A 24378-nucleotide genomic window follows, 5' to 3' on the forward strand; every position below is an offset into this window, starting at 1 on the left:
GTCTCGTTTGACGAGTCGCTTGCCTTGATATTTCAGTGACATTGTCACTGACTCATCGGCAAGCGCCCACATGAATTACCTGATCAATTTTTAAAGAGCGTGCTCTTGACTCTAGTGAGCTCAAAGAGCGTCTCGCTTTGCTGCACCGCAGCTCGAATCATCAACCCGAGCGCTTTGCTCAGCGCCCTGCGAGGAAGGCGTATTCTACAGAATCGAAGCGTTTCGTCAAGCGCTTTCTTTTGCGTCCCGCAAGCGATGCTCACAGACTTCAAAAGAGAGCGAAGCGTGCCTCAGCGCATCTTTCGATGCCCTGTCGGCGACCCCGATCAAGTGGCGAGCATTTTACCGATTTCTCGTTGCTCGTCAAGCAGTGATTTTTCCGAGAAGCTTCAGAAAGCCTTTTCAAATCAACTACTTTTACCACTCTTCACCGCCTGTGACGTTTGCTCGTCGCCGGCAGCGGATGCGTACTTTACGGATCTCGAGGCAGCTTGGCAATAGCCTGACGTAAAAAAAGTGCGCACCGGCACATCGCCCTTATCCACACCCCTCTCCTCATGACACCTCAGTGGATAACCGTGCGCCCGAGCGGGGAGCACGATGGGCAAGCTGCAGGGCGTTCAAGTCCAGGAACCAAGCGCCGAAGGATAGGGAGAACAGCAGAGAGGGGGAAAAGCAGAGAGGGAGAGCCGAAGGCGAAGGAAGGGAGCGGAAGAAGAAGAAAAGAGCGAGAACCGCTGATCGCGAGCAGAAAGCGGCTACGCCAGCCAGGCCGCGAGCTGGCAGAAATCCGCCAGCTCGCTTAATCGACGGGAACTCAGGATTTCAGCTTGCGCATCAACGCCAATGCAGGACCGGATGCGACATAGGTTCCAAACAGCAACAACAGCATGACCGAAGGCTCGATGGAGATCACCACAAAGCCAAGCACGATGGCCAGCAGCACCACAAAGGGTACGGGCCCTTTCAAGTCCACGTCCTTGAAGCTGTAATAGCGAATATTGCTGACCATCAAGATGCCGGCAGCACCCACCACCAGCAGCATCAGCAGCTTGAACCCGAGTGCAGTGGCATCGAAGCTGTGGAAGGTCCAGACGCTGGCAGCCACCAGTGCCGCCGCCGAGGGGCTGGGCAACCCGATAAACCATTTCTTGTCGACACTGCCGATCTGGACATTGAATCGCGCCAGCCTCAAGGCCGCGCAAGCGACATAAAGAAAGGCCACCACCCAACCCGTCTTGCCGATGTCCTGAAGAATCCAGGTGAAGGCGACAAGCCCGGGCGCCATGCCGAAGGAAATCATGTCCGCCAGACTGTCATACTCCGCACCGAACTCACTTTGGGTATTGGTCAAACGCGCCACGCGCCCATCCAGCCCATCGAGCACCATGGCAATGAAGATCGCTACCGACGCTGCAGTAAAGTCACCATTGAGAGCCGCCACCACAGCAAAGAAGCCGGAAAACAGCGCTGAGGTCGTAAACAGGTTGGGCAACAGGTAGATCCCCCGCCGGCGCACCTTCTTGCCGTCCTCCACTGCCTCCTCCACAACTTCGGACTCCCGCATGAAGGCGCTTGCCAGATCTTCTTCCTGCGACTCCCGCGGGGTCGGCTCACGCTTGCCTGCGTCTTCGCTCATCTCTGTCATCCATTGGCTTCGGGTATGAAAGGCATTCTACACCACTCAACCTTCACCGCCCTGCCGACGTCAAGGCAACTCTTGTCTTACCCCAGACTCGTGATAGGACTCCCCACCTCAGGCGCGCTAACAGCGCGATGCCAGCAAACGCAAAAGGGAGAAGCCTCGGCTTCTCCCTTTTGCTATACGCCGGCAGTCTGGACGACCTGACGGTCGCCCAGACAGGGCTGCATCAGTTCTTGGTCTTGTCGACCAGCTGATTGGCGGCGATCCACGGCATCATGCCACGCAGCTTCTCGCCAACCTGCTCAATCTCGTGCTCCGCATTCAGGCGACGACGCGCCGTCATGGACGGATAGTTGGTGTTGCCTTCGTTGATGAACATCTTGGCATATTCACCCGTCTGGATACGCTTGAGCGCATTGCGCATCGCCGCGCGAGACTCGTCGTTGATGACCTCAGGGCCGGTCACGTACTCGCCATACTCCGCGTTGTTGGAGATGGAGTAGTTCATGTTGGCGATACCGCCTTCGTACATCAGATCGACGATCAGCTTCAGCTCGTGCAGACACTCGAAGTAGGCCATCTCAGGCGCGTAGCCTGCTTCCGTCAGCGTCTCGAAGCCGGCCTTGACCAGTTCTACTGCACCACCACACAGCACCGCCTGCTCACCAAAGAGGTCAGTCTCGGTCTCATCCTTGAAGGTGGTCTCGATAATCCCGCTACGGCCGCCACCAATGGCTGCCGCATAGGACAGACACAGCTCCTTGGCTTGGCCAGTCGCGTCCTGATGGATAGCGATCAGGTCCGGGATGCCGCCGCCGCGAGTGAACTCGGAGCGCACGGTGTGACCAGGTGCCTTCGGAGCAATCATCACCACGTCCAGATCCTTGCGCGGCTCGATCTGGTTGTAGTGGATGTTGAAACCATGAGCGAATGCCAGCGTCGCACCTTCCTTGAGGTTCGGCTCGATATCCTGCTCATAGATGGCCTTCTGATTCTCGTCAGGTGCCAGCACCATGACGACGTCAGCAGACTGGCATGCCTCAGCGACGGAGGCCACCTTGAGACCTGCCGCTTCGGCCTTGGCCGCCGAGGAAGACCCAGGACGCAGGGCAACGGTCACGGAAACGCCAGACTCTTTCAGGTTGTTGGCATGGGCATGGCCCTGAGAACCGTAACCCACGATGGTGACCTGCTTGCTCTGGATCAGCTGAAGGTCACAGTCCTTGTCGTAATAAACGCGCATCTGGTGCTCCTGGATTCGTTTGCCTGCTCGGCGTTAATAGGTCTTGTGGTGTTCAGCGTTGATGGCCACCCGCGCCGTCTTGTGCGGCGCTGGGCGAGTGTCGACCGGCCATGACCAGGTCGCCCATCCATGCAGCCACCTTACCCGCGCACCTGTATTGCGTAAAACGCTATATTTGCAATACTACATCCCAATATGTGAAACGCAGACATTCCCTCTCTTTCTTGCTCGGTGCGATATGGACCTACGCCTGCTGAAACACTTTCTCGCCCTGGCGGACACCCTGCACTTTGGCCGCGCCAGCGAATCGTGCCATGTCAGCCCATCAACGCTTAGTCGCTCGATTCAACAGCTGGAGGACCAGCTCGGAGTGAGTCTGTTCCAACGCGACAACCGCCACGTCGTCATGACCCCTCAGGGGCATCACTTCCAGCGCTACGCCAAGGAAGCGCTGGAACAGTGGGAGCAGGTACGGCTGTCGCTCCAGTCGACGGCGATGCGCTTGAGCGGTGAAATCAGCATCTATTGCTCCGTGACGGCCAGCTACAGCTTCCTCTACAGCCTGCTGGCGGAGTTCCGTCAGCGCTATCCTGATATCGAGCTGAAGCTGCATACCGGCGATCCGGCTCGGGCCATCCAGCGAGTCCTTAACGGCGAAGAGGACATGGCGATCACCTCGCGTCCCAGGCGAATGCCGGAAGGGCTCGCCTTCAAGTCACTGACCCGCTCGGCCCTCGTGTTCATTGCTCCCCAGGAGTCGCAGCCGTGGATTCCGCAGCAGCCGATGAGCCCCAGCCAACCACAGTGGCAGGGTGTTCCCATGATTCTGTCGGAGGGTGGGCTGTCGCGAGAGCTGGCTGACACCTGGTTCAAGGCGCTGGGGGTAAATCCGACGATCTACGCTCAGGTTGCCGGGCACGAGGCCATCGTCAGCATGGTCGGACTGGGCTTCGGGATCGGAGTCGTACCCCGTATCGTGCTGGAGGCAAGCCCTCTGGCTGAACGGGTCAGGATGCTGCCGGTGAAGCCGGAACTGCCCTACTACGATGTGGGTCTATGCGTACTGGAGCGTCGCCTGAAGAGCCCGTTGATCGATGCCCTGTGGCAGGAAGTCGTGGAACGCTGACACCACCCATGAAAACGCCGCCCCGAAGGGCGGCGCAAGGCGTGTGCAGTGAGCGCGAAAGCCAAGTGCTGGCCACACGATCACGACCGCCGCTACAGGCTAAGCACCTTGTCACCACGGGCAATACCGGACACCCCGGTACGCGCCACTTCAAGGACGCCGACCGGCCCCATGGCCTGCAGAAAGGCATCGAGCTTTTCTGCATCTCCGGTGATCTGCACGGTATACAGACTCGGAGTCACATCGACAATCTGAGCCCGGAAGATATCCACCGTGCGCTTGACCTCGTCGCGGGCGGCACCCAGCGCTTTCACCTTCACCAGCATCAACTCTCGCTCGATGTGGTTGCCTTCGGTGAGATCCACCAGTTTGACCACATCAATCAACTTGTTGAGATGCTTGGTGATCTGCTCGATCACCCGGTCATCGCCAACGGTGGTCACCGTCAGACGCGACAGTGTCGGGTCGTCTGTCGGCGCCACATTGAGGGTTTCAATGTTGAAGTTGCGCTGAGAAAACAGTCCCACGACCCGCGACAGCGCACCCGGTTCGTTTTCCATCAGAATCGAGATGATATGTCGCATCAGGTCCGCTCCGTCTTGGAAAGCAGCATGTCACGCATGGAGCCCAGGGGCACCTGCATCGGATAGACGTGCTCGTGCGGGTCCACCGCGACATCGAGGAACACCAGCTCATGGGTGTCTGCAAAGGTTCTTGCCAAGGCTTCCTCGAGATCTTCCTTCTTCTCGACCCTCAACGCCGTGAAGCCGTAGGACTGGATCAGCATCTGGAAGTCCGGCAGCGACTCCATGTAAGAGTGCGCGTGACGCGACTTGTAGTTGAGGTCCTGCCACTGCCTCACCATCCCCAGGGAACCGTTGTTCAGATTGATGATCTTGACCCCACCACCAAACTGCTTACAGGTGGAAAGCTCCTGCATCATCATCTGGAAGCTGCCTTCGCCGGTGACGCAGACGACTTCTTCCTCGGGGAAGTTCTGCTTGACGCCCATGGCCGCCGGAAACCCGAACCCCATCGTGCCCAGGCCACCAGACGTGATCAGGCGGTTGGGCTTGTCAAACTTGTAGTACTGAGCCGCAAACATCTGGTGCTGACCAACATCGGTGGTAACGAAGGCTTCACCCCGCGTTACCCGGCAGATGGCCTCGATGACTTCCTGGGGCTTGAGCACTTCTCCCGGCTTGGAGGGCTCGTAGAGCTTGCCCTTGCGGTCCTCGCGCCAACCATCGATTGTCTTCCACCAGTCCTTGAGTGCCTCCGGATTGGCAATCTCATGACCTTGCACCAGGCTGATCATCTCGTTGATCACACTGGCGGCCGGGCCCACGATCGGCACGTCTGCACGCACCGTCTTTGACACCGAGCTTGGGTCGATGTCGACGTGGATGATCTTCGCCGTAGGGCAAAACTTGGACGTGTTGTTGGTAACGCGATCGTCGAAGCGCGCACCGATGGCGATCACCAGATCCGCATGGTGCATGGCCATGTTGGATTCGTAGCTACCGTGCATCCCCAGCCAGCCAAGGCACTGACTGTCACTCTGGGGATAAGCACCGATGCCCATCAACGTGGTGGTGATAGGAAAGCCAAGCTGCTTGACCAGATCGGTGAGCCCTTCGCTGGCACGCCCCTGTACGACACCGCCACCCGTATAGAAGACCGGACGGCGCGCCTTCAGCATCAACTCCACCGCCTTCTTGATCTGACCGGTGTGGCCGCGGCTCACCGGGTTGTACGAGCGAATCTTTACCTTTTTCGGGTAGACGTACTCGTAACGCTCGGTGGGGGCCGTCATATCTTTCGGGATATCGACCAGAACAGGACCAGGACGGCCCGTCGCTGCCAGGTAAAATGCCTTCTTCAGCACCTCGGGAATTTCGCTGGGGTGCTTGATCGAGAAGCTATGTTTCACGATCGGGCGGGTCACACCGACGATATCGGTTTCCTGGAAGGCATCGTCACCAATCAGGTGACTCATGACCTGACCGCAAAGCACGACCATCGGAATCGAGTCCATGTAAGCGGTCGCGATGCCGGTCACCGCGTTGGTGGCACCTGGACCAGACGTCACCAGCACGACGCCAGGATTGCCCGAAGCACGCGCATAGCCGTCGGCGGCATGGGTGGCAGCCTGTTCGTGGCGCACGAGGATGTGCTTGACCTTGTCCTGACGGAACAAGGCGTCGTAGATGTGTAGCGCGGCGCCGCCTGGATAGCCGTAGATGTATTCCACGCCCTCATCCTGGAGGAAGCGGGCGATCATGTCCGCGCCTGAAAGCAATTCCACAGATGTATCTCCCCTGGAGGTCTCGAGTGCGATTCGTACCGGTTATCGGCACGAAGTCGAGTGCAGCGATATGCTGCTGCCGGCGCACCGGCACCTGATGCCAAACCCTGGCGTCCGTCGGCCCGGTTGGGGCCTGCACTCTCATCACGGCGGGTCACCGCGTCGGGGCGTTGGCCAGGCGGGGCGGTTAACCCTCACCTGGAAGTCCTTCGGCGGGTAGAGGCACGCAGGCCTACCCTTCACGCGGCGTTGGGGGGTCTCCCATGGTGCCGCGCCCGCAGTCAGGAACCCACAAGATTCCAATAGCGCCCAGTGACTGTCAACCGCCGTTCTTGACCCGCACGCTCCCTGCACCGTGCAGGCCATCCCGTTATCGCTGTGATGGATCACCTGCAGTGGCCATGCCCACGACCAATGTCTAAGCCCTGGAGCTCGAAGTATTCCTGCTTGGCTGCTGTAATGAGATGGACAGGTGACACGATTCACTCTTTCACATCCAGCTCATCGTCACCACACGAACCAAGCCTGTAACGCGCGAGTGCGCTCTTGGGCAACACCTTCGCGGGCACTTGGCCGAGAGCACAAGACGCCGCATTAGTGAATCGATTCATCTTTTCATCATGCTCTCTTTGACGACAATCACAACAGCTCAACGAGGACTCGCCATGTCCAGAATCGTCCAATGGTCCATCACCGTCGCCCTTGCGGGCTTTCTCTTCGGCTTCGACACGGCGGTCATTTCCGGCGCCGACAAGCCGATTCAATCCCTGTGGGGGCTAAGCGACCTGCAGCATGGCCTGCTGATCATGTCGATGGCGCTGTGGGGCACAGTCATCGGTGCCATTTTCGGCAACTGGCCCACCGATACGCTCGGCCGGCGCGCCACCCTATTGATGATCGGCGTCTTGTATCTGGTCTCTGCGGTGGGGTCGGCCATCGTGTCCGATCCTTGGCTATTTGCCTTCTTCCGTCTGATCGGAGGGATTGGCGTGGGGATTTCTTCCGTCGCCGCGCCAACCTACATTTCGGAAATCGCCCCACCGCGCCAGCGTGGCTTTCTCGTTGCCCTTTATCAGTTCAACATCGTGTTTGGCATCCTGATGGCGTTCGTGTCGAACTATGTGATCGGCAGCGTGATCGGTGATGACGCCTGGCGCTGGATGCTCGGCATTGAGGCCGTTCCTGCGCTGATCTACACCCTGATGATCACCCGTGTGCCACGCAGTCCACGCTGGCTGATCCTGAACAAGAACGCTATCGAGGAAGCGGCAAGCGTGCTGCGCTTGATCAATCCCGCAGCAGACGTGGATGCCGACATCGCCGCCATCCGTGACGCAGAAGCGCAAGAGCAGTCTGCCAAAGCCCCCTTCTTTTCACGACGCTATCGCCTACCGCTTCTTCTGGCCTTTCTGATTGCCTTCTTCAACCAACTCTCAGGCATCAACTTCATCATCTACTATGCTCCGCGAGTGCTCGAGGCAGCCGAGCTGGGCAGCCAAGCTGCCTTGCTGTCCACCGCTGGCATCGGATTGGTCAATCTCATCTTTACCATGATCGGCATGTCGCTGATTGATCGCTTCGGGCGACGCACGCTGCTGTTTATAGGATCGGCGGGATACCTGGTCTCTCTGGTCATGATCTCACGAGCCTTCTTTGCAGAGGCGCTAGGCGGCATCGAGGTTCCCATGCTGCTGGCACTGTTTATCGCGGCCCACGCCATCAGCCAGGGTGCCGTTATCTGGGTCTTTATCTCGGAGGTGTTTCCCAACCACGTGCGCGCCCGAGGACAATCGTTTGGCGCCTCCATTCACTGGGTATTTGCGGCGCTGATTACCTTGGTCATGCCCTGGATTCTCAGCACCTTCAATGGTGGCCCGGTGTTTGCTTTCTTCGCCCTCATGATGCTGCTGCAACTGCTTTTCGTGATGTTCCTGATGCCTGAAACCAAGAACGTCAGTCTGGAAGAGCTGCAACGACATCTGGTAGGCGACAACGTCAGGCTGCGTCGCGTCCGCCTTTCCGGGGCACGTGTCCTGCGCTGAACGATGGGCCAGCGAGAGACCTGGCACCGCTATCAACATTGCCCGGCCCTGCTGTCACAATAGCCCGGCCCAGCTATCACAATAGCCCGGCCCAGCTGTCACAATAGCCCGCCCCTGCTATCAAAAAGCCCGCCGGGTGGGGAACCGGGCGGGCAAGGGGGTCACAGGACGCAACCTGAACTTCAGTATAGCGAGAGGCATGAAATCTGCCTGATAACGCTTACCGATACTTCATAACAGCAAAGACTGTAAGTGAACTCATCCCCTTCATGAGGAAGGGGATGACACCCAAGGGCTTAAACAGACGGACGACCGGGCACACGTCAGTGGGCAAAACGTAGCTGACCGTCATCCGCCACCACGCGAATCACCTCTCCGGGGGTGAACTTGCCCGCCAGCAAGTCCTGGGCCAGCGGATTCTCGATACGGCTTTGCACCGCTCGCTTCAAGGGACGCGCGCCATAGACGGGGTCGAAGCCGACCACCGCCAACAAAGCCAGCGCTTCGTCACTGACCTCCAACCCCAGTTCGTGTTCAGCCAGACGCGAACGCAAGCGCTCAAGCTGGATGCCGGCGATCTCTTGAATCTGCTCTTGCCCAAGCGCGTGGAAGACCACCACCTCGTCGATTCGGTTGATCAACTCTGGGCGGAAGTGGGTGCCCACTACCTCCATCACTGCCTGGCGCATGCTGTCATAGTCCGCGTCATCCCCACCAAAATGCTGAATGATGTCGGAGCCCAGATTCGACGTCATGACGATGACCGTATTACGGAAATCCACGGTGCGCCCCTGCCCATCGGTCAGGCGCCCGTCCTCCAGCACCTGCAGCAGAATGTTGAAGACGTCTGGGTGGGCTTTTTCCACCTCATCCAGCAACAACACCGAATACGGCTTGCGACGTACCGCCTCGGTCAGGTACCCACCTTCTTCATAGCCGACGTATCCGGGGGGAGCGCCGATCAAGCGTGCAACGGAATGCTTCTCCATGAATTCAGACATGTCGATGCGAACCATGGCTTCCTCGGTATCGAACAGGAAGTTGGCCAACGACTTGCACAATTCGGTCTTGCCCACGCCGGTGGGGCCAAGGAACAGGAAAGAGCCATTGGGACGCTGAGGATCTGCCAATCCCGCGCGTGAACGGCGCACCGCATTGGACACCGCTGTGACCGCCTCTTCCTGGCCGATGACGCGCTCGTGCAGCGCCTCTTCCATACGCAATAACTTGTCGCGCTCGCCCTCCAGCATCTTGGCCACCGGAATGCCGGTCCACCGGGATACGACCTCGGCAATTTCCTCCTCGGTGACGTTGGAGCGCAGCAGGGTGTGATGGCGCGTATCGGTTTCCGCGTCCCCGCTCTCGGCAATCTTCTTCTCAAGCTCCGGAATCACCCCGTACTGAAGCTCCGACATGCGCCCGAGGTCACCCTGGCGTCGTGCCTGCTCCAGATCTACCCGCGCGCGATCAAGCTCATCCTTGAATTGGGCAGCTCCCTGAATGCTGGCTTTCTCGGCCTTCCAGATCTCGTCGAGATCAGCGTATTCACGCTCCAGCTCCTCGATCTGCTCAACGAGGGTTTCCAGTCGCTTGCGCGAGGCTTCATCAGTTTCCTTCTTGAGGTGCTCCCGCTCCATCTTGAGCTGAATCAGGCGACGATCCAGACGGTCCATCTCCTCAGGCTTGGAATCCAGCTCCATGCGAATACGTGACGACGCCTCGTCGATCAGGTCGATGGCCTTGTCCGGCAACTGCCGATCGGTAATGTAGCGGGTCGACAGCTTGGCGGCAGCGATGATCGCCCCGTCTGTGATATCCACACCGTGATGAACTTCGTAGCGCTCCTTGAGCCCGCGCAGAATCGCAACGGTATCCTCTTCGCTCGGCTCATCCACCAACACCTTCTGGAAGCGACGTTCGAGCGCGGCATCTTTCTCGATGTACTGACGATACTCGTCAAGGGTGGTGGCACCGACACAGTGCAACTCACCGCGAGCCAGCGCCGGCTTTAGCATATTGCCGGCGTCCATCGCCCCCTCGGCCTTGCCTGCGCCCACCATGGTGTGCAATTCGTCAATAAACAGGATGACCCGGCCCTCTTCCTGAGCCAGCTCATTCAACACCGACTTCAGGCGCTCCTCGAACTCACCACGAAACTTGGCGCCAGCCAACAGGGCTCCCATATCCAGCGACAGCACGCGCTTGTCCTTCAGCCCTTCTGGCACTTCACCATTGATGATGCGGCTCGCCAGGCCCTCGACGATAGCCGTCTTGCCGACCCCTGGCTCGCCGATCAATACCGGGTTGTTCTTGGTGCGCCGCTGCAGTACTTGAATGGTGCGACGGATTTCATCATCGCGACCAATGACCGGATCCAGCTTGCCATCCGCAGCCCGCTGGGTCAGATCCAGGGTGTACTTCTCCAGCGCCTCCCGACTGTCCTCGGCGTTGGCATCATCCACCTTCTGGCCACCTCGAACGCTATCAATCGCCGTCTGCAGAGACGCCTGGGTGACCCCTGCCTGGGTAAGGACCTTTGACACCGCGTGCTTCATGGCCAGCGCGGCCAGTAGCACCAACTCGCTGGCGATATACTGATCGCCGCGTTTCTGGGCCTCTGCATCGGTTAAGTTGAACAGCTTTATCAAATCGCGAGAGGGCTGCACCTCGCCATCAAAGTGGGCAACCTTTGGCATATCGTCGAGCAGACCTGCGAGTCCATCTCGCATCCTTGCGGCATCGCCGCCGGCCTTCTGTACCAGAGCCTTGATGCCGGTATCGCGATTGTCGAGCAGTGCCAGCAGCAGGTGTGCGGGCTCCATCTGATTGTGTCCACGGCCCACGGCCAACGACTGGGCATCGGCAATGGCTTGCTGAAGCTTTGCAGTAAACTTGTCGAAACGCATCGATATCTCCTTGGGGATGGCGATGCGATCGGACGCACCGCGTGACCCTGTCAATGTGACTTGACAGAGATATGGCGGTGCTTTAGCAAGGTTTCAAGTCGGGTTAGCGCTGCTGCAGCGGGCGTGCTGCAACGCCAGGGGCTTAGACTCCAGGCGCAGGCTGGCAGGTGACATATCGACACTAGGTCCTGTCGCAGAGCTGCGAATCACGGTCTCGCTGACGACTCGACACCCCCTGCCCCAGCCCTTCGGCAATCCGTCCAAGCTGCATGACGACCTTGGCCCCCACATCCTCGTCTCCCCCCGCCTGCTGACGCCGACGGTACTCTGCACACACCGAGGCCCAGCGCGCTGCATCGTCGGGGTCCAGCGTGCCCCTCAAGGCACGCAGCTTGAGCAGGTTTTCTTCCGCACCGCTGGTCAGCAGTTGCGCCTCACCCAGGTAGTGATCGTCGATCAGTGCATCGATATCGCCGTCGGTCATCGCAGGAGACAGCTTCTCCACCAACTTGGCCATGTTGCGATAGCTGCCTTGAAGCAGAAATGGGGGCTCTTCCCGGTAGCTATCGGCTTGGGCACTGGACGCGATATAAGCGCCATTGACCTTGAGAATGACGTCGCGTATCCGGTGCATTCTGGTCAGCAGGGCGACGATCTCATCTCTTTCTGCCCCACTGTAGTCATGTTCCAGCTCACTGACCGGCACCTCCCTGCCAGCGGCCATGTCGATGAACCGGTAAACGTCCTCCATACCCCGGGTCAACAGGGGGGCCAGCACCGGGTGAGCGCTCAAGCTATTCTCGATGTACGACTGGGCAAAGATGGTCGCTGTGCCGGAGAGAATATCGCCGAGATTGTAGATATCAGCACGGTTGGCAAGCATGTCAGGCACACGAAACGCCTTGCCCTCCTCGGTATAGGGATTGCCGGCCATCACAATGCAGAAGCGTTTTCCCCGCAACTGATAGGTACGCGAGGTGCCGCGCCAGACACCATCGATGGTGCGTGTGGCGTCGCTCAGCGAGATGAACTTCTGCAGGAACTCTGGATCCGTGTGCTGGATGTCATCAAGATAGAGCATGACGTTGTTGCCCATTTCCAGCGCCAGGTTGACCTTCTCCAGTTCGGCTCGTGCCGTGGCATGAGGCGCCTTCTGTGGATCGAGCGATGTCACCTCTCGCCCCAGACTCGGGCAGTTGATCTTCATGAAGATAAGGCCCAGACGATGGGCGACATACTCCATCAGCGTGGTCTTGCCATAGCCGGGGGGTGAAATCAGCATCAACAGCCCCATCAGGTCGCTGCGTCGCTTCGCTCCCACGGTACCCAGTTGTTTGGCCATGTTGTCGCCAATCAACGGCAAATAGCTCTCGCTGATCAATCGGTTGCGTACAAAGGACGTCAGCGGGCGAGGCCTGAACGCAGTGACATCAAGACGCCTGCCTTGTTCTTCCAGCACGCTCTTGCGCAGGTCCTGCAGCTGCTCCCACGCAGGCTCCACCCGTGCCAGATGGTGTTCGAGACGATGCTCGAAGTCATCAAGGCGAAGCATCAACCTGCGTGATTCGATCAGGCCATGATCGCCGAGCAATCCCTCGACGGGAACGCTCAACTCAGCCTCCCGCGGCGTCCAGGACAGCTGGTCGCCAGCGTCGATCATCGCCACTACCTCGTCCAGATAGTAGCGCTCCAACTCATCGATACCCGCCGCGTGACTCCAGGCACTCAGCCAGCGTCGGGTCGCCATCCAGCGGTCTTCCGCACGCCGGGTCAGGGCCTGTCGCATGGCCTCGAAGGCAGCTCTCTGCTGGCCACGATCTAGCGCCTCGCGAAAGGCGTTGGCCAACCGGTCCGCATGCTGAGACACCTCGATGCCCTGCTGATCGGCTGCCAGCCATTCGACCAGATACGTCGCGGCTTCGTGACAGCGCTCCTCCGCCCCCAGCGCCACCACCAACTCATAGGTGGAAAGCAGCGGTGCGAGTTCTGCCACCAGGTCGCGTTTCAGCTCGTCGCTTCCGTATTCCCGCAGTATCTGTCCTGCGCCCACACAGTGGGCAATCAATTCCTGGGCCTCGGCGGTCGGCAACCCCAGCCAGTAGTGAAGACCCACTGCGCGTGCCAAGGGCGAGAAGCGCAACAGCCCCGCCTGACGTCTGGCCGGCTCGAGCACCGCGATAATGCGAGCCGCATCATGGTCATGCACCCCTTGCTCGTATCCTTCACGGAAGCGGGGAGCCGCAAACTGCCGAACGGACGCCTCGAGGGCATCCATGTCCGCCGTGTCCACGACAGCATCGACATGCTGCAGGTAACGATACGCCAGATATTCACCACGATAGACCTGTGGCGACTCGGAGGGCAGGTGCTGCGTCCATAGCGGTGACAGGGCCTGGAGCTCAGCACAGGTCAGCGCCTCGTAAAACTGGGTACCGGTGATATGGAGAGTGAGCTGGTCGTCTCTGGGTACCAGCGTCAGCGAGACCTCCTGGCGATTGACGGAGAAGCGATGACGCGGCCCCAGCCGGATAACCTGCCCCCCGTCTTCAAATAGGTCGGCACGATCCCTGACGCTGCGCAACGCCGCATCACGGACAGCCACCAGCCGCGCCTCCAGATCATCCGCCTCCATGGTGGCGCCCAGCTCACGCAGGCTCGCGACCGAGTCGGTGACCTTCTCGATCATCGGGTCGGCGGCGAGAAAGGCCTGCAGAGCCGCCTCTTCCTCGAAGCGCTCCGCCCGACGAGGCACACCGTCGAGGATCCGCTCAGCCGCCTGAGACATCGCCATCACCCGCCCACGGCGCTGCTGAGCCAGCTGTTCACGCTTGGTCTCGATGGCCTCCTGGCAATGCTCTCGCTGCTGAACAATCGAGGTGAGAAACGCCGCCTGCTCGCCAAATTCGGCCTCCAGTTCCTGCAGCAGGTCCAACATGCGGGTCAACAGCTCAGTGGCGTCATCCGGCGCGGAAATGGCCGCGATACCCGATGCCAGGCTCTGTTCGAACAGTCGCAAGCGCGCTCCAAAGCGAGCCTTCTGTTCGACAACCGTGAGCTCCTCGAGGCGCCGTTCCGCTGACGTGCGCTCGCGATTGAGCGAGGCAAACACGGTCGCCAGCATCTGATTGACGTTGACCTCAAGCTCTGGATTCTTGCCACCCAGGGTAGCCAGCATGGCCTGAACCAGGTCCAACCCTTCGGCGATCTCGCGATAGTCCGCCACGCAATCCGCCAGCGCCTGACGAGCCGTGGCCTGCTGACTTCTGTCCACCAGCGCCGCAAGGCTATCGCGGTAGCCCTGCAAGGCGTCTGGGGTGGCGAGAAAGGCAAGGGTCCTGTCAATCAGGCGCTGCTCGATCTCCGCCACGGTCTGGTCCATGCTGTCGACCGCTTCAACATCCACATAACGACGCTGCGCCAGGGTACGCACGTCACCGCGAAACTGCCGAACGGCCTTCAGCTGTCGCAGAAATGGCTCTGGATGGTGCCAGCTATCCGGTGTGATACCTCGCTTCAGTGTGCTCAGCTGTGCCGACGCTCGGGTGACCGCCTCGGCGGATTGGCGACGGATCTCTTCGACTTTTTCAAACTCGTCGCCGATCGTCTCTGCCGTTTCCCGAATACACTGAATCTGTTCAGGCAGGTGCTGGACATCCGTCTCGCCGTCTTCTCCCGGCAGGGGGATTTCATCGATCCAGTAGTACTGCTCGAGCAAGCGATCGCAGCCCTTGATCAACTGCGCCAGGTACGCATCGTAGGGTTGCAGTCCTCGCACCAGCCCTGCCAGGTCGTTGAGCTCGGCCAGTCCCCGAACCAGCTCCGCGTTACCGATACGGCCTAGCTGGCTGTCATTGTCAGCGGCGTGGCGAGCATGCTGGATATCAGACAGAAAGGGGGTAATCCATATCTGCAAGGGGTGCACCAACGAGGGTTCACGCTCCGCATTGAACAGCACCAGATGGCCGTTATCGAACAGCGCTGCACCGTGTCCCAGCAATGGCGCATCGGCCTGCTTGGTGACCAGGTTGTAGCGATAGAACACCACCCTCCCGCTGCTGCCGGCATAGAAGTGGTACAGCACATCTTCGCCGTTGGGCGAGCGAACGGATCGCAACAGACGCATGGGCTCGGCCGGTACGTCAAAGGTCTTGAGCTGACCATTGCTGAGCAGATACCCAGACGCAAACATCAGCCCGTGGTTGTCTGGCAGCAGCACAATGCCGCTATCCATCGCATCACAGCGCTGAATACCTCGCGTCGGCCGGTGGAAGGCGTAGTAGCGCATCACCTTTTCGGCGAAAGGGCGAATCCTGACGAGCAGCAGCTCGCCCAGGTCGGCGTACTCGACACTGGCGTCATCCAACGACTGCGAGTCAGACTCCACCCTGTCGGTATAGATCCCCTCGCCGCTGTCGGTATTGTTCTCGACCTTGAAGGTCACCGAGCCGCCGAGGTTATCGACGAACAGCGTATCGGCAATATTGATGTGCGGAGAACGCCCCTGAACATGGTCGTCTCTGCTGACTCGCCGCCAGGCAAAGTCAAAGCGGTCAGGCAGACTCAGGTCACGGTCGCCGCGGTTGTCGATGTAGCGACTGACGTTGCCAAGGGCGTCCAGCTCCCAACGGAAGACTCGACGATCCTCGAGCTTCTCGCCAATCTGGAAGTCCATCAGCAGCATGCCCTTGAGGATCACCAACTGGGACAGCGTGGCATGACTGTAGTACTGCTGGAGTTCCTGGAAATCGGTATTGAAGCGCTCGTCGTTCAGAAAGCTCTCCGACACCCCCAACTCAGCAACACTAAACGCATGCTCCTGGTCATCGACCCGATAGAGACGAAAAACATCCTCCACGCGCAGCGCCCGCTTGAGGCCTAGCTGAACGTGAAAGCCAAACAGCATTTGGTCGCCAATACGGACGGCATCACGGGCAATCGACTTCAACTCGGTGCGCACTCGACCTCGCCCCAGCAACACCATCGAGGTAGCGCCAAAGGTCTGTTCACGCAGGGTGTTGAGGGAAGCGCTCAGTCGTTCGAGTTGCTGCCCTTGTGTGGCCAGGCGGCGAGCAAGCAGTGCATAGGAAGAACCATCTTCGTGAAGCTTGACGTGTTGGGGATTGGAGTCAGCCATGGTGCCGGAATGCCTATTGCAGAAGTGGAAGCAGCATCGTTGCGATAGCCCGGACACGGCCGAGCTATCGCTGGATGTGTGAGCGTCTTACTGCTGATGATCCTTGGCAGAAGCACGGCTCATTGCATTGCCGGCCAGACCAGCCATGAGGGTTTGCAGCGCGGGTGCCTTGTCCATGACGCCCTGCACCCCCTTGCCGATCCCTAACCCCTTGGAGAAGGTATCGAAGATGCCTCCGTCACCGCCGATCAGCTCAAACTTGGCGCCTTTCAGTGCTTCCGCCATCACTCGTCCATTTTCCTGCACCGCTACACGCTGCATATCGATGCTGGCCAGCGTCTCCTTCTCAAGCAGCTCAAGGTTCATGCGGAACTGCTCGAACTCACGAGCATCGGCGGACATGGCGTCGTACGCCTTCAACTTCTCGACCAGACCATTGGCTTCGGCCCGGGCCAGGGCCTCTCGAGCAGACGCCTTCGCCAGCCCCATTTTTTCCTCACCAGACGCTTCTGCCTCGAGGCGCTGTTCAAGCACTCGAACATCCGCAAGACCCGCATCTTCGTCGGCCTTGGCCTTGACCGAAATGACCTCTGCCTCAACCAAGCCTTCCGCACGCAGGGCCTTGGCGCGAGTTTCCTGTACCTGCGCCTGCGCCAATCCCTCGGCAGCCGCCAATGCCTGCTGGCCGCGAGCCTGCTTTTCATCTGCGACCGCACGCTTCTCCGCCGCCTCTGCCTCGGCCTGGGCACGCACCAGCACTTCGTCGGCCTCCAGCTTGGCACGTTCGAAGGCAGCCTCGGCCAGGCGCAGTTCCTTGATCTTGGTCTCTTCTGCCTCAGCCTCGGCGGCCACCACGCTGGTGACCTTGCGGCGATCGGCCTCGGCACGGTTTCGCACATCCCGAATATGCTCTTCTTCCTCTGCCACGTTGCGCTCCACCGAGATGCGCTCGCTGGTGATCACCGCGATCTCCTTGCGCTCGACTTCCAGGGTCTTCTCCATGCCGATACGCTCGACCTCGACGCTGCGCTGACGGTTGACGTCCTCGAGTTCACGCGCCTGCTGGATACGCACTTCCTCGATCTGTACCGCGCGCTCCCGCGCCTTTTCGGCCATCTCGACCTGACGGCGCATGTTCTCGCTGGCGACGGCGAGCTCTTCGTCGGTCTTGATACGCGCCGCTTCAGCCTTGGCCCGCTCCTGCTCCTTCACCTGCTCTGTTTCGGCTTCCTCACGGGCTCGAATCGTCTCGATTTCCCGAGTCTGGCGGGCCTCGGCGTCAGCCTGCGACTTGTCCAGCTCAAGCGAGGCCTCACGGGCCGCGACGTTCTTGCGCTTGATTTCCAGCTCCTGGTCGCGCTCGAGCCGGTTGGTATCCACGTTGTGGGCCGCCGTGATTTCGGTAATGCGGCGAATGCCTTCAGAGTCGAGGATGTTATTGGGATCCAGGGCGGACTTGGGCGTCTGCTCCAGATAATCGATGGCGACATCTTCCAGCACATAGCCGTTGAGATCTTCGCCGATGGTCTGGATGATCATGTCGCGAAAACGCTGCCGCTCCTCGAACAGCTGCATGAACTCGAGTTTCTTGCCGACGGTTTTGAGTGCCTCACTGAACTTGGCATTGAACAGTTCATTCACCGCGTTTCTATCGGAAGCACGGTCGACGCCAACGGACTTGGCAACCCTCAGGACATCCTGCGCGGTCTCGTTGACACGCAGATAGAACGCGACTGAGATATCTGCTCGCAGGTTATCCTTGCAGATCAGACCTTCTTTCCCTTGGCGGTTCAATTCCAGGGTAATCACCGAGATCTTCATCGTTTCATCACGATGAATAACGGGCAGCACCATGGCCCCGGTAAAGTAGACCTTGGGGGTCTTGGACATATCATTGACGATCAACGCCTGCCCTTGATCAATCTTCTTGTAGAACGCCTTGATCAACAACATGATTGATACAATGACCAGCACGATGACGCCTACCACTACCAAGGCGGGCATCACCCACGAAAAGTCCATTTCAAACGGCATAATATCTTCCATTGATTGCACCCCATTCCCTGTCGTATATCGTTATGTTTCGGCGCCTACGTTGCATATCTACGTTGGCTTGCGAAGCACTATTGAGACCCTCGCGAAGCATGATCTACATCGACCCAGCAAGACCTACCCCGGCGTGACATCTTCCACCCAGTAATAAAGCCCCCGTTCTTCCCGAACCAGCAGTACTCTCATCCCATGCTTGAGTGGCGCTACGGCCCTGACATTCACGGTCAAATCGACACCTTCCCGGCTGACCCTGGCCCGCCCTCGACAGCTATCCCTGGCCAGTCCTGTCACCACAGCGCTCAAGCCTTCCATGCAGTGTTCTTGATGGTGCTGATACAAGGTCGCAAATACGGGGCGCAGCCATCGCGCCAGCATGACGGCAAGCAGATAACCGGCCACGACGGAAATGACCAGGATTCCCAGCGAGATCATCATCCACCCGCCTGAGGACCACTGATAGGAGATAGCTGACAGCTGAAGCACGTAGCTACTTAGCCAGGAAAACAGGGACAGCAGTGTCACCGTCATGGGCAACGGGACGCCATGCAGACCTAACGTCGCCAACAGGCCGGACAGATCAAACGCCCCTTCCGCATCGATGTCGACCAGGTCCGTCATGTCCCCATCCATAAAACCCAATAGAGTAATCAGCCAATACAGCACTGACACCATCAGAAGTATCGTGAACAGCAATGTAGGGAAATTAAATGCAACAATAAAAAAACGAAACACTCCGGACATTACGGATACCCAGCTGCGGTGTACGTCGATCCCACTTTCACAAGAAGATGACGCTAACACCTCCCTCTTAGGGACGGCATAGCCATAGTCCTACAAGCTTCTCGATTTCAAAAATTCATAAAAAAGGCACGGAGATACACCCGCGCCCGAGTGACACATCACGGGAACAACCTAAACAAATGAACTCTGAAACATCAGGCAGCCTGTCGTTGCCTTCTCTCGTTACAGGGCAACGCCCGTGCCAGGCCTTCCAAGCACACACCTTGGCGTCGAGATACCCGGGCCACATAGCGCCTGTACCAGGCCATGAACAAGAGAAGCAGCGGAGAGCACACGAAAAGAAGGGAAAGACGTACAACAGGCAGAGCAGCGCACGGCGGCCAACAGCACTATCTGGGTCACACCTTGGCAGGCAGCGTCGCCTTCATCGGGCCGCAGCGCATCGTCCACAGGACTACAGAGCCACAGGGAGATCCTACGCCACCGCCCGTCGCCGATGGCGTGGGACAAGACCATAGCGCTGTGGCTATCGCAGCCAGATGACGCTGGCCATGCGCCCCGTCACGCCGTCATCGCGGCGGTGAGAGTAGAAACGGGATTCACAGGCAGTGCAGAAGTGCCCTCCACTGACGTGAGCGACACCCAGGCGCTCCAGTCGCAACCTCGCCAGCCGGTAAAGATCCGCCATGTAGTGACCCAGTCGATACGGGCTGGGCTCAAACGCACTGGAGGCTTCGGGATGCACACCACAGAACGCCTCCCGTACTTCAGGACCCACCTCGAACTGGGCGTTCGAGATGGCGGGTCCCAGCCATGCCAGCAGTTCGCCGGCGGGGCTCCCCAGCGAGGCGACAGTAGCTTCCAGCACGCCGCCTGCCAGGCTGCGCCATCCAGCGTGGGCGACCGCGACGCGCTCGCCACTCCGGTCGCAGAAGAAGACGGGCAGGCAGTCGGCCGTCATTACCACACAGGCATAGTCCCGAGTCGTCGCCACCGCCGCATCGGCCTTGGGCGTCTCATCGCACCAACCGTGCTGCACACTGGCGCCATGAACCTGGTCCAGCCACAGCAGGGGCCGCTCATCGCCAATTTCCTTGCCCAGCTGGCGTCGGCAGAGACTGACGTGCTCCGGTTTGTCGCCTACATGACTGGCGGTGTTGAAAGCGGCATAGGGACCCTGGCTGGGCCCGCTCTCGCGAGTAGTGACAAAGGCGCCCACATTCGCCGGTGCCGGCCAGTCTGGCAGGATAACGCTGGGGCGAAGATCAAGGGCATCCGTCATTGCATGGTCTCCGCATCAACGCGCAGATAATCCAGCAGCATCAGCAAGTCATCCGGCAGCGCGGCGTGGAAACTGACCTCCTCGCCATGACGGGGATGCACAAAGGCCAAGCGGCGAGCGTGCAATGCCTGGCGAGGAAACTCACGCAGAATTTCCTTCAATGTCTGGCCCGCCCCCGGTGGCAGCTTGAGTCGACCACCGTAAACCGGATCACCGATCAGCGGAAAGCGCCGGTGGGCCATATGCACCCGAATCTGGTGGGTACGGCCGGTCTCCAGCTTGCAGCGCACATGACTGTGGGCGCGGAAGCGCTCGACGACCCGATAGTGGGTCACCGCCGGTTTGCCCGATGCGGTGACCGCCTGGCGCTTACGATCCTTGGGATGACGTCCGATCGGGGCATCAACCGTTCCTCCGGAGGTCATCTTGCCCACCACGATGGCGTCGTACTCCCGCGATACCGTGCGGGCCTGCAGCTGCGCCACCAGGTCCGCGTGGGCGGCCAGGGTCTTGGCCACCACCATCAATCCGCTGGTGTCCTTGTCGAGGCGATGCACGATACCCGCCCGGGGCAATGTCGCGGCATCAGGAAAGTGATGCAGCAGTGCGTTCAGCAGGGTGCCGTCAGGGTTCCCCGCAGCCGGATGAACCACCAGTCCCGGCGGCTTGTTGACCACCAGTACATCATCGTCCTCGAAGACCACATCCAGCGGGATGTCTTCGGCCTCAAAGCGCGTATCGTCGGCGATATGCGCCGTCAACGACAGTCTTTCGCCGCCGTGCACCTTATCCTTTGGCCTGGCAGTCGCGCCATCCAGGGTCAAGGAGCCATCCTTGATCCAGCCCTTGAGGCGCTCCCGGGAAAAGTCGGAGAACAGCTCAGCCGCGGCCTGGTCGAGGCGAAAGCCTGCCATCTCAAGGGGAATGCGGTGGTGAACATCGAGGGTCTGGGACATAGGTGCGGACGACGTCTCTTGGCATGAAAGTCAATGGAACCAGTGGTTCGCCTGCGCCCAAAGCGTGTTCCGAAGTGCAGGAGGACTGCGTTTCAGGACAAGGTGCTTTATAGTGGGCGGATCGCGGCCGATTCTACCACGGCCGACCCGGGTTGTTTGACACGAGGACCAAGATGCGCGTTTTCACTATTTCCGCTACTCGCCTGGGCGCCCTGGTGTTGATGGGCGCGGTGCTCGGCGGCTGCGCCAGCAACGACGTCGAAGAAGAGCGCTACGACGGCGCTACCGAGCGCCAGCTCTATCAGGAGGGCCGCGAGGCGTTGGAAAATGGCAGTTTCACCACCGCCATGAACCGCCTGGAGGCGATCGATACCCGCTTCCCCTTCGGCGACTATGCCGAGCAGGCCCAGCTTGAGCTGATCTACACGTACTACGAAACGGACGATTGGGAGGGCACTCGTGCCGCCGCCAGTCGCTTCATTCGTCTGCACCCCAATCACCCCCAGGTCGACTATGCCTACTACATGCGAGGCCTGGCCGCCTGGCAGGCAGGTCGTTTCAGTCTTGAGTCGCTGAAAGTCATCGACATCTCCGAGCGTGACCTTGGGGCTACCCGAGATGCCTATACCGATTTCACTGACCTGACCAACCGCTACCCCGACAGCCAGTACGCACCCGATGCTCGTCAACGCATCATCTATTTGCGTAACCTGCTGGCCCAGCACGAGCTCCACGTGGCCGACTTCTATCTGCGCAAGAAGGCTTACATGGCGGCAGTCCAGCGCGGCCGCTGGGTCATCGAGAACTACCCCCAGGCAGAAGCGACCCGTGACGCCCTGGCGGTCATGGTCGAAGGCTACCTGGGCATGGGTATGCGCGATCGCGCCAGCGAGACCCTGCAGGTGCTGCTCGAGAACGACCCCGACAACGAGCGCCTCGATGGTCGCCGCTTCGAACCCAAGTACGTGGACGAAGCACCGCTCAGCGCCTGATCACGATACAAGCGCGGATTACGATGGAAAAAGGGGCTGCTGACGCAGCCCCTTTTCTTGATGGTGACGTCTTGCGGTCACAGCGCAGCCTCTGGCCAGCGCCCTCTTCTGGCCAGAGCACCCTCTACGGAACAGCGCCGCTATCGTGACCGACCGCTACCCGGCGGCCTCTGGTGTGTGGGCCGCGACGCCACCACGCTTGAACCGCTTGCGCCGTTGAAGGCCCCAGTAGGCGAACGTGAAGTACACCAGCGTGCACCAGATGGTCACGTCGTAGAACAGCTCGCGATTCACGTAGTATTCGTAGAGATCCGGGCTATCGAACATGACTCGCCAGGCCAAGACGGCGGGCACGATCAAACCTACCCCGCACCAGATGACGACAATGCCCTTGGACAGCCAGGTCTTGTCCTCGATCCTCTGGCGATGCTTCTCCGCCGCCTTGCGTTCATGGCGTTCAGCCACCCGCTGATGGAAGTCTTCCAGCGCGCGCTGCTGCTCTGGATAGGCCTCACAGGCCCCTGCCCGCCGCGCGAGAACGACATAGATCAGGATGGAGACACACCAGGTAGGGAGAAACAGATAGTAGAACGGCATGATATCCAGCACGTTCAGTCCCACACCAAAGGCCAGCGAAAGAAGCCAACTGGCAATGGCTGGACGATTGTCTGCCAGCCCCTTGAAGCTGGCCCAGTATGACGTCATGCCAAGCCGCGGGAACAGCTGGTACTCGGCAAAGGCAATCCCGCCTACGGGCACCAGTATCAGGCCCGCATAGGTCAGCAAGGGCAGCATGCTGCGGTAGACGAACGGGAAACAGCTCGCCCCCATGACGCCTAAGCCTACCAGCATGGTCACTTTCCAGCGCTTGACCTCAGGCATCAAGGCTTGAGCTGCCAGGCCTGCTCGGTACAAGTTCGAATTGGCGGTCGTCCATCCTGCCACGACCACGATGACGAAACCGGAAAGTCCGAGCGCATAGAAAGCCACATCGCCGGGGTCCACCACCATGATGCTGAGCTTCATGGTAGCCGCGGTCGCCGCCCCCATGAGCCCGGCCGAGATCCAGGCAACGTAGTGACCAAACATCATGCCTGTACAGGTGGCCAGACCGTAGCGCACCTTGCGTGCATAACGCAGAAGCGCCATATCGATCAGTCCGAAGTGCGCAAAGGTATTGGCCGCCCATGCAAAACCGATGACCTCCCAGAGACCGATACCTGGCTCGCCTTCAGCGTTGACGCCGGTGAACACGCTGGCACTGGCAATGGCAATGAAATCAGAGACACTGGTGAGTGTCGTGAAGCCCGTCACCGACTCCGCCAGCGCTGGAATCAGTACCATGCCCCCGGCGGTAAACATGACCATCAACCAGGGGGCACAGATACTGGCAAACTCGCTTAGCGCGTTGAAGCCAAACGCTGCCACCAGCACCACGATCGCCCCTACGGCAAAGGCAATCAGCACAAAAGCCACGTCCGTAGGGTAGGGAGCCACTTGCGGAGGCACATCGAACAGCACGCGTACTGCGGTCGCTGACACCGTGATCATGGCCGCCGAGATGGCCGAGAAGATCACCACATTGGCGCCATTGTAGAGCTTGGCCATGACATTACCGGCGATCCGCTCCAGATAGGCAAACAGGCTCAATCGCGTGCCTACCGCGATCGGGGCCGTAATCAGCGTGAAGCTCAACACCGCCAACGTATTGCCGATGATCAAGCCGATCAGGATGTCCCATATTCCCGCCCCCAGGCCGACAAAGGTGGCGCCTATCACGAACTCCGTCGCGGCGACGTGTTCCGCCGCATAGAGCCCGAGAAAGTGTCTGGCACCATGCTGCTTGTGAGGCGACACCGGCAGCTGCTCATCGTCGATGCGCTCCAGCGGCTGATGGGGGTTGAATCCGGATGAAGCCATGGCAATCTCCTTGTCCCGGCGCAGGACACTA

General features: G+C 59.7%; 14 protein-coding genes. 3 read left to right on the forward strand and 11 right to left on the reverse strand.

Going from position 1 to position 24378, the window contains the following annotated elements:
- Positions 1-817: 817 nt before the first annotated feature.
- Together pssA and ilvC are read right to left on the reverse strand one after the other, a co-directional pair.
- The gene (gene pssA / locus JF545_RS16675; RefSeq protein ID WP_206943964.1) at positions 818-1639 is read right to left on the reverse strand and encodes a CDP-diacylglycerol--serine O-phosphatidyltransferase; all 822 of its coding nucleotides are present in this window, start codon (positions 1637-1639) and stop codon (positions 818-820) included.
- A 232-nt stretch (positions 1640-1871) separates the two neighbouring features.
- Complete coding sequence (gene ilvC, locus JF545_RS16680; RefSeq protein ID WP_224852159.1) at positions 1872-2903, reverse strand: ketol-acid reductoisomerase; 1032 nt, start codon at positions 2901-2903, stop codon at positions 1872-1874.
- Between the two features lie 223 nt (positions 2904-3126).
- Between ilvC and ilvY the strand changes: the two genes are divergently transcribed.
- Positions 3127-4014, forward strand: a complete 888-nt coding sequence (gene ilvY / locus JF545_RS16685) for an HTH-type transcriptional activator IlvY (protein ID WP_206943966.1) — start codon at positions 3127-3129, stop codon at positions 4012-4014.
- A gap of 92 nt (positions 4015-4106) precedes the next feature.
- Here the strand turns inward: ilvY and ilvN are convergent, their stop codons facing one another.
- Positions 4107-4598, reverse strand: a complete 492-nt coding sequence (ilvN, locus tag JF545_RS16690; protein WP_206943968.1) for an acetolactate synthase small subunit — start codon at positions 4596-4598, stop codon at positions 4107-4109.
- Entirely contained in the window at positions 4598-6322 is a 1725-nt protein-coding gene (locus tag JF545_RS16695) for an acetolactate synthase 3 large subunit (protein WP_206943969.1), read from the reverse strand. Before JF545_RS16695 ends, ilvN begins: the two co-directional genes overlap by 1 nt.
- Positions 6323-6891: 569 nt before the next feature.
- Between JF545_RS16695 and JF545_RS16700 the strand changes: the two genes are divergently transcribed.
- A complete protein-coding gene (locus JF545_RS16700; protein ID WP_261397652.1) occupies positions 6892-8364 on the forward strand; it encodes a sugar porter family MFS transporter in 1473 nt (490 codons plus the stop codon).
- A gap of 323 nt (positions 8365-8687) precedes the next feature.
- Here the strand turns inward: JF545_RS16700 and clpB are convergent, their stop codons facing one another.
- The 6 genes from clpB to rluD all read right to left on the reverse strand — a co-directional run bounded on the left by clpB (position 8688) and on the right by rluD (position 21435).
- The gene (gene clpB, locus JF545_RS16705; RefSeq protein ID WP_206943971.1) at positions 8688-11270 is read right to left on the reverse strand and encodes an ATP-dependent chaperone ClpB; all 2583 of its coding nucleotides are present in this window, start codon (positions 11268-11270) and stop codon (positions 8688-8690) included.
- A 181-nt stretch (positions 11271-11451) separates the two neighbouring features.
- Entirely contained in the window at positions 11452-16404 is a 4953-nt protein-coding gene (locus tag JF545_RS16710; protein WP_206943972.1) for a DNA repair ATPase, read from the reverse strand.
- An 87-nt stretch (positions 16405-16491) separates the two neighbouring features.
- Positions 16492-18438: a hypothetical protein gene (locus tag JF545_RS16715; protein ID WP_224908844.1), complete on the reverse strand. Its 1947-nt coding sequence runs from the start codon at positions 18436-18438 to the stop codon at positions 16492-16494.
- Between the two features lie 135 nt (positions 18439-18573).
- A complete protein-coding gene (locus tag JF545_RS16720) occupies positions 18574-19074 on the reverse strand; it encodes a hypothetical protein (protein WP_206943973.1) in 501 nt (166 codons plus the stop codon).
- A 649-nt stretch (positions 19075-19723) separates the two neighbouring features.
- Complete coding sequence (gene pgeF, locus JF545_RS16725; protein WP_206943974.1) at positions 19724-20479, reverse strand: peptidoglycan editing factor PgeF; 756 nt, start codon at positions 20477-20479, stop codon at positions 19724-19726.
- Positions 20476-21435: a 23S rRNA pseudouridine(1911/1915/1917) synthase RluD gene (gene rluD / locus JF545_RS16730; RefSeq protein ID WP_206943975.1), complete on the reverse strand. Its 960-nt coding sequence runs from the start codon at positions 21433-21435 to the stop codon at positions 20476-20478. Before rluD ends, pgeF begins: the two co-directional genes overlap by 4 nt.
- Positions 21436-21608: 173 nt before the next feature.
- Here rluD and JF545_RS16735 point away from each other — a divergent pair, with 173 nt between their 5' ends.
- Positions 21609-22427, forward strand: a complete 819-nt coding sequence (locus JF545_RS16735) for an outer membrane protein assembly factor BamD (protein WP_206943977.1) — start codon at positions 21609-21611, stop codon at positions 22425-22427.
- Positions 22428-22583: 156 nt separating this feature from the next.
- On the opposite strand, the gene JF545_RS16740 is transcribed toward JF545_RS16735, so the two are convergent.
- Positions 22584-24347 carry a purine-cytosine permease family protein gene (locus JF545_RS16740; protein WP_206943979.1) on the reverse strand — a complete coding sequence of 588 codons (1764 nt, stop codon included), beginning with the start codon at positions 24345-24347 and terminating at the stop codon, positions 22584-22586.
- Between the last annotated feature and the right edge of the window lie 31 nt (positions 24348-24378).

The organism is Halomonas litopenaei (assembly GCF_017303055.1).
Lineage (GTDB): Bacteria > Pseudomonadota > Gammaproteobacteria > Pseudomonadales > Halomonadaceae > Halomonas > Halomonas litopenaei_A.

Excerpts from the sequence above, each read along its gene's own strand:
- pssA (WP_206943964.1), bottom strand. The coding sequence starts at position 1,639 with ATGAGCGAAGACGCAGGCAAGCGTGAGCCGACCCCGCGGGAGTCGCAG.
- ilvY (WP_206943966.1), top strand. The coding sequence starts at position 3,127 with ATGGACCTACGCCTGCTGAAACACTTTCTCGCCCTGGCGGACACCCTG.
- ilvN (WP_206943968.1), bottom strand. The coding sequence starts at position 4,598 with ATGCGACATATCATCTCGATTCTGATGGAAAACGAACCGGGTGCGCTG.
- clpB (WP_206943971.1), bottom strand. The coding sequence starts at position 11,270 with ATGCGTTTCGACAAGTTTACTGCAAAGCTTCAGCAAGCCATTGCCGAT.
- JF545_RS16710 (WP_206943972.1), bottom strand. The coding sequence starts at position 16,404 with ATGGCTGACTCCAATCCCCAACACGTCAAGCTTCACGAAGATGGTTCT.
- JF545_RS16715 (WP_224908844.1), bottom strand. The coding sequence starts at position 18,438 with ATGCCGTTTGAAATGGACTTTTCGTGGGTGATGCCCGCCTTGGTAGTG.
- JF545_RS16720 (WP_206943973.1), bottom strand. The coding sequence starts at position 19,074 with ATGACGGACCTGGTCGACATCGATGCGGAAGGGGCGTTTGATCTGTCC.
- pgeF (WP_206943974.1), bottom strand. The coding sequence starts at position 20,479 with ATGACGGATGCCCTTGATCTTCGCCCCAGCGTTATCCTGCCAGACTGG.
- rluD (WP_206943975.1), bottom strand. The coding sequence starts at position 21,435 with ATGTCCCAGACCCTCGATGTTCACCACCGCATTCCCCTTGAGATGGCA.
- JF545_RS16735 (WP_206943977.1), top strand. The coding sequence starts at position 21,609 with ATGCGCGTTTTCACTATTTCCGCTACTCGCCTGGGCGCCCTGGTGTTG.
- JF545_RS16740 (WP_206943979.1), bottom strand. The coding sequence starts at position 24,347 with ATGGCTTCATCCGGATTCAACCCCCATCAGCCGCTGGAGCGCATCGAC.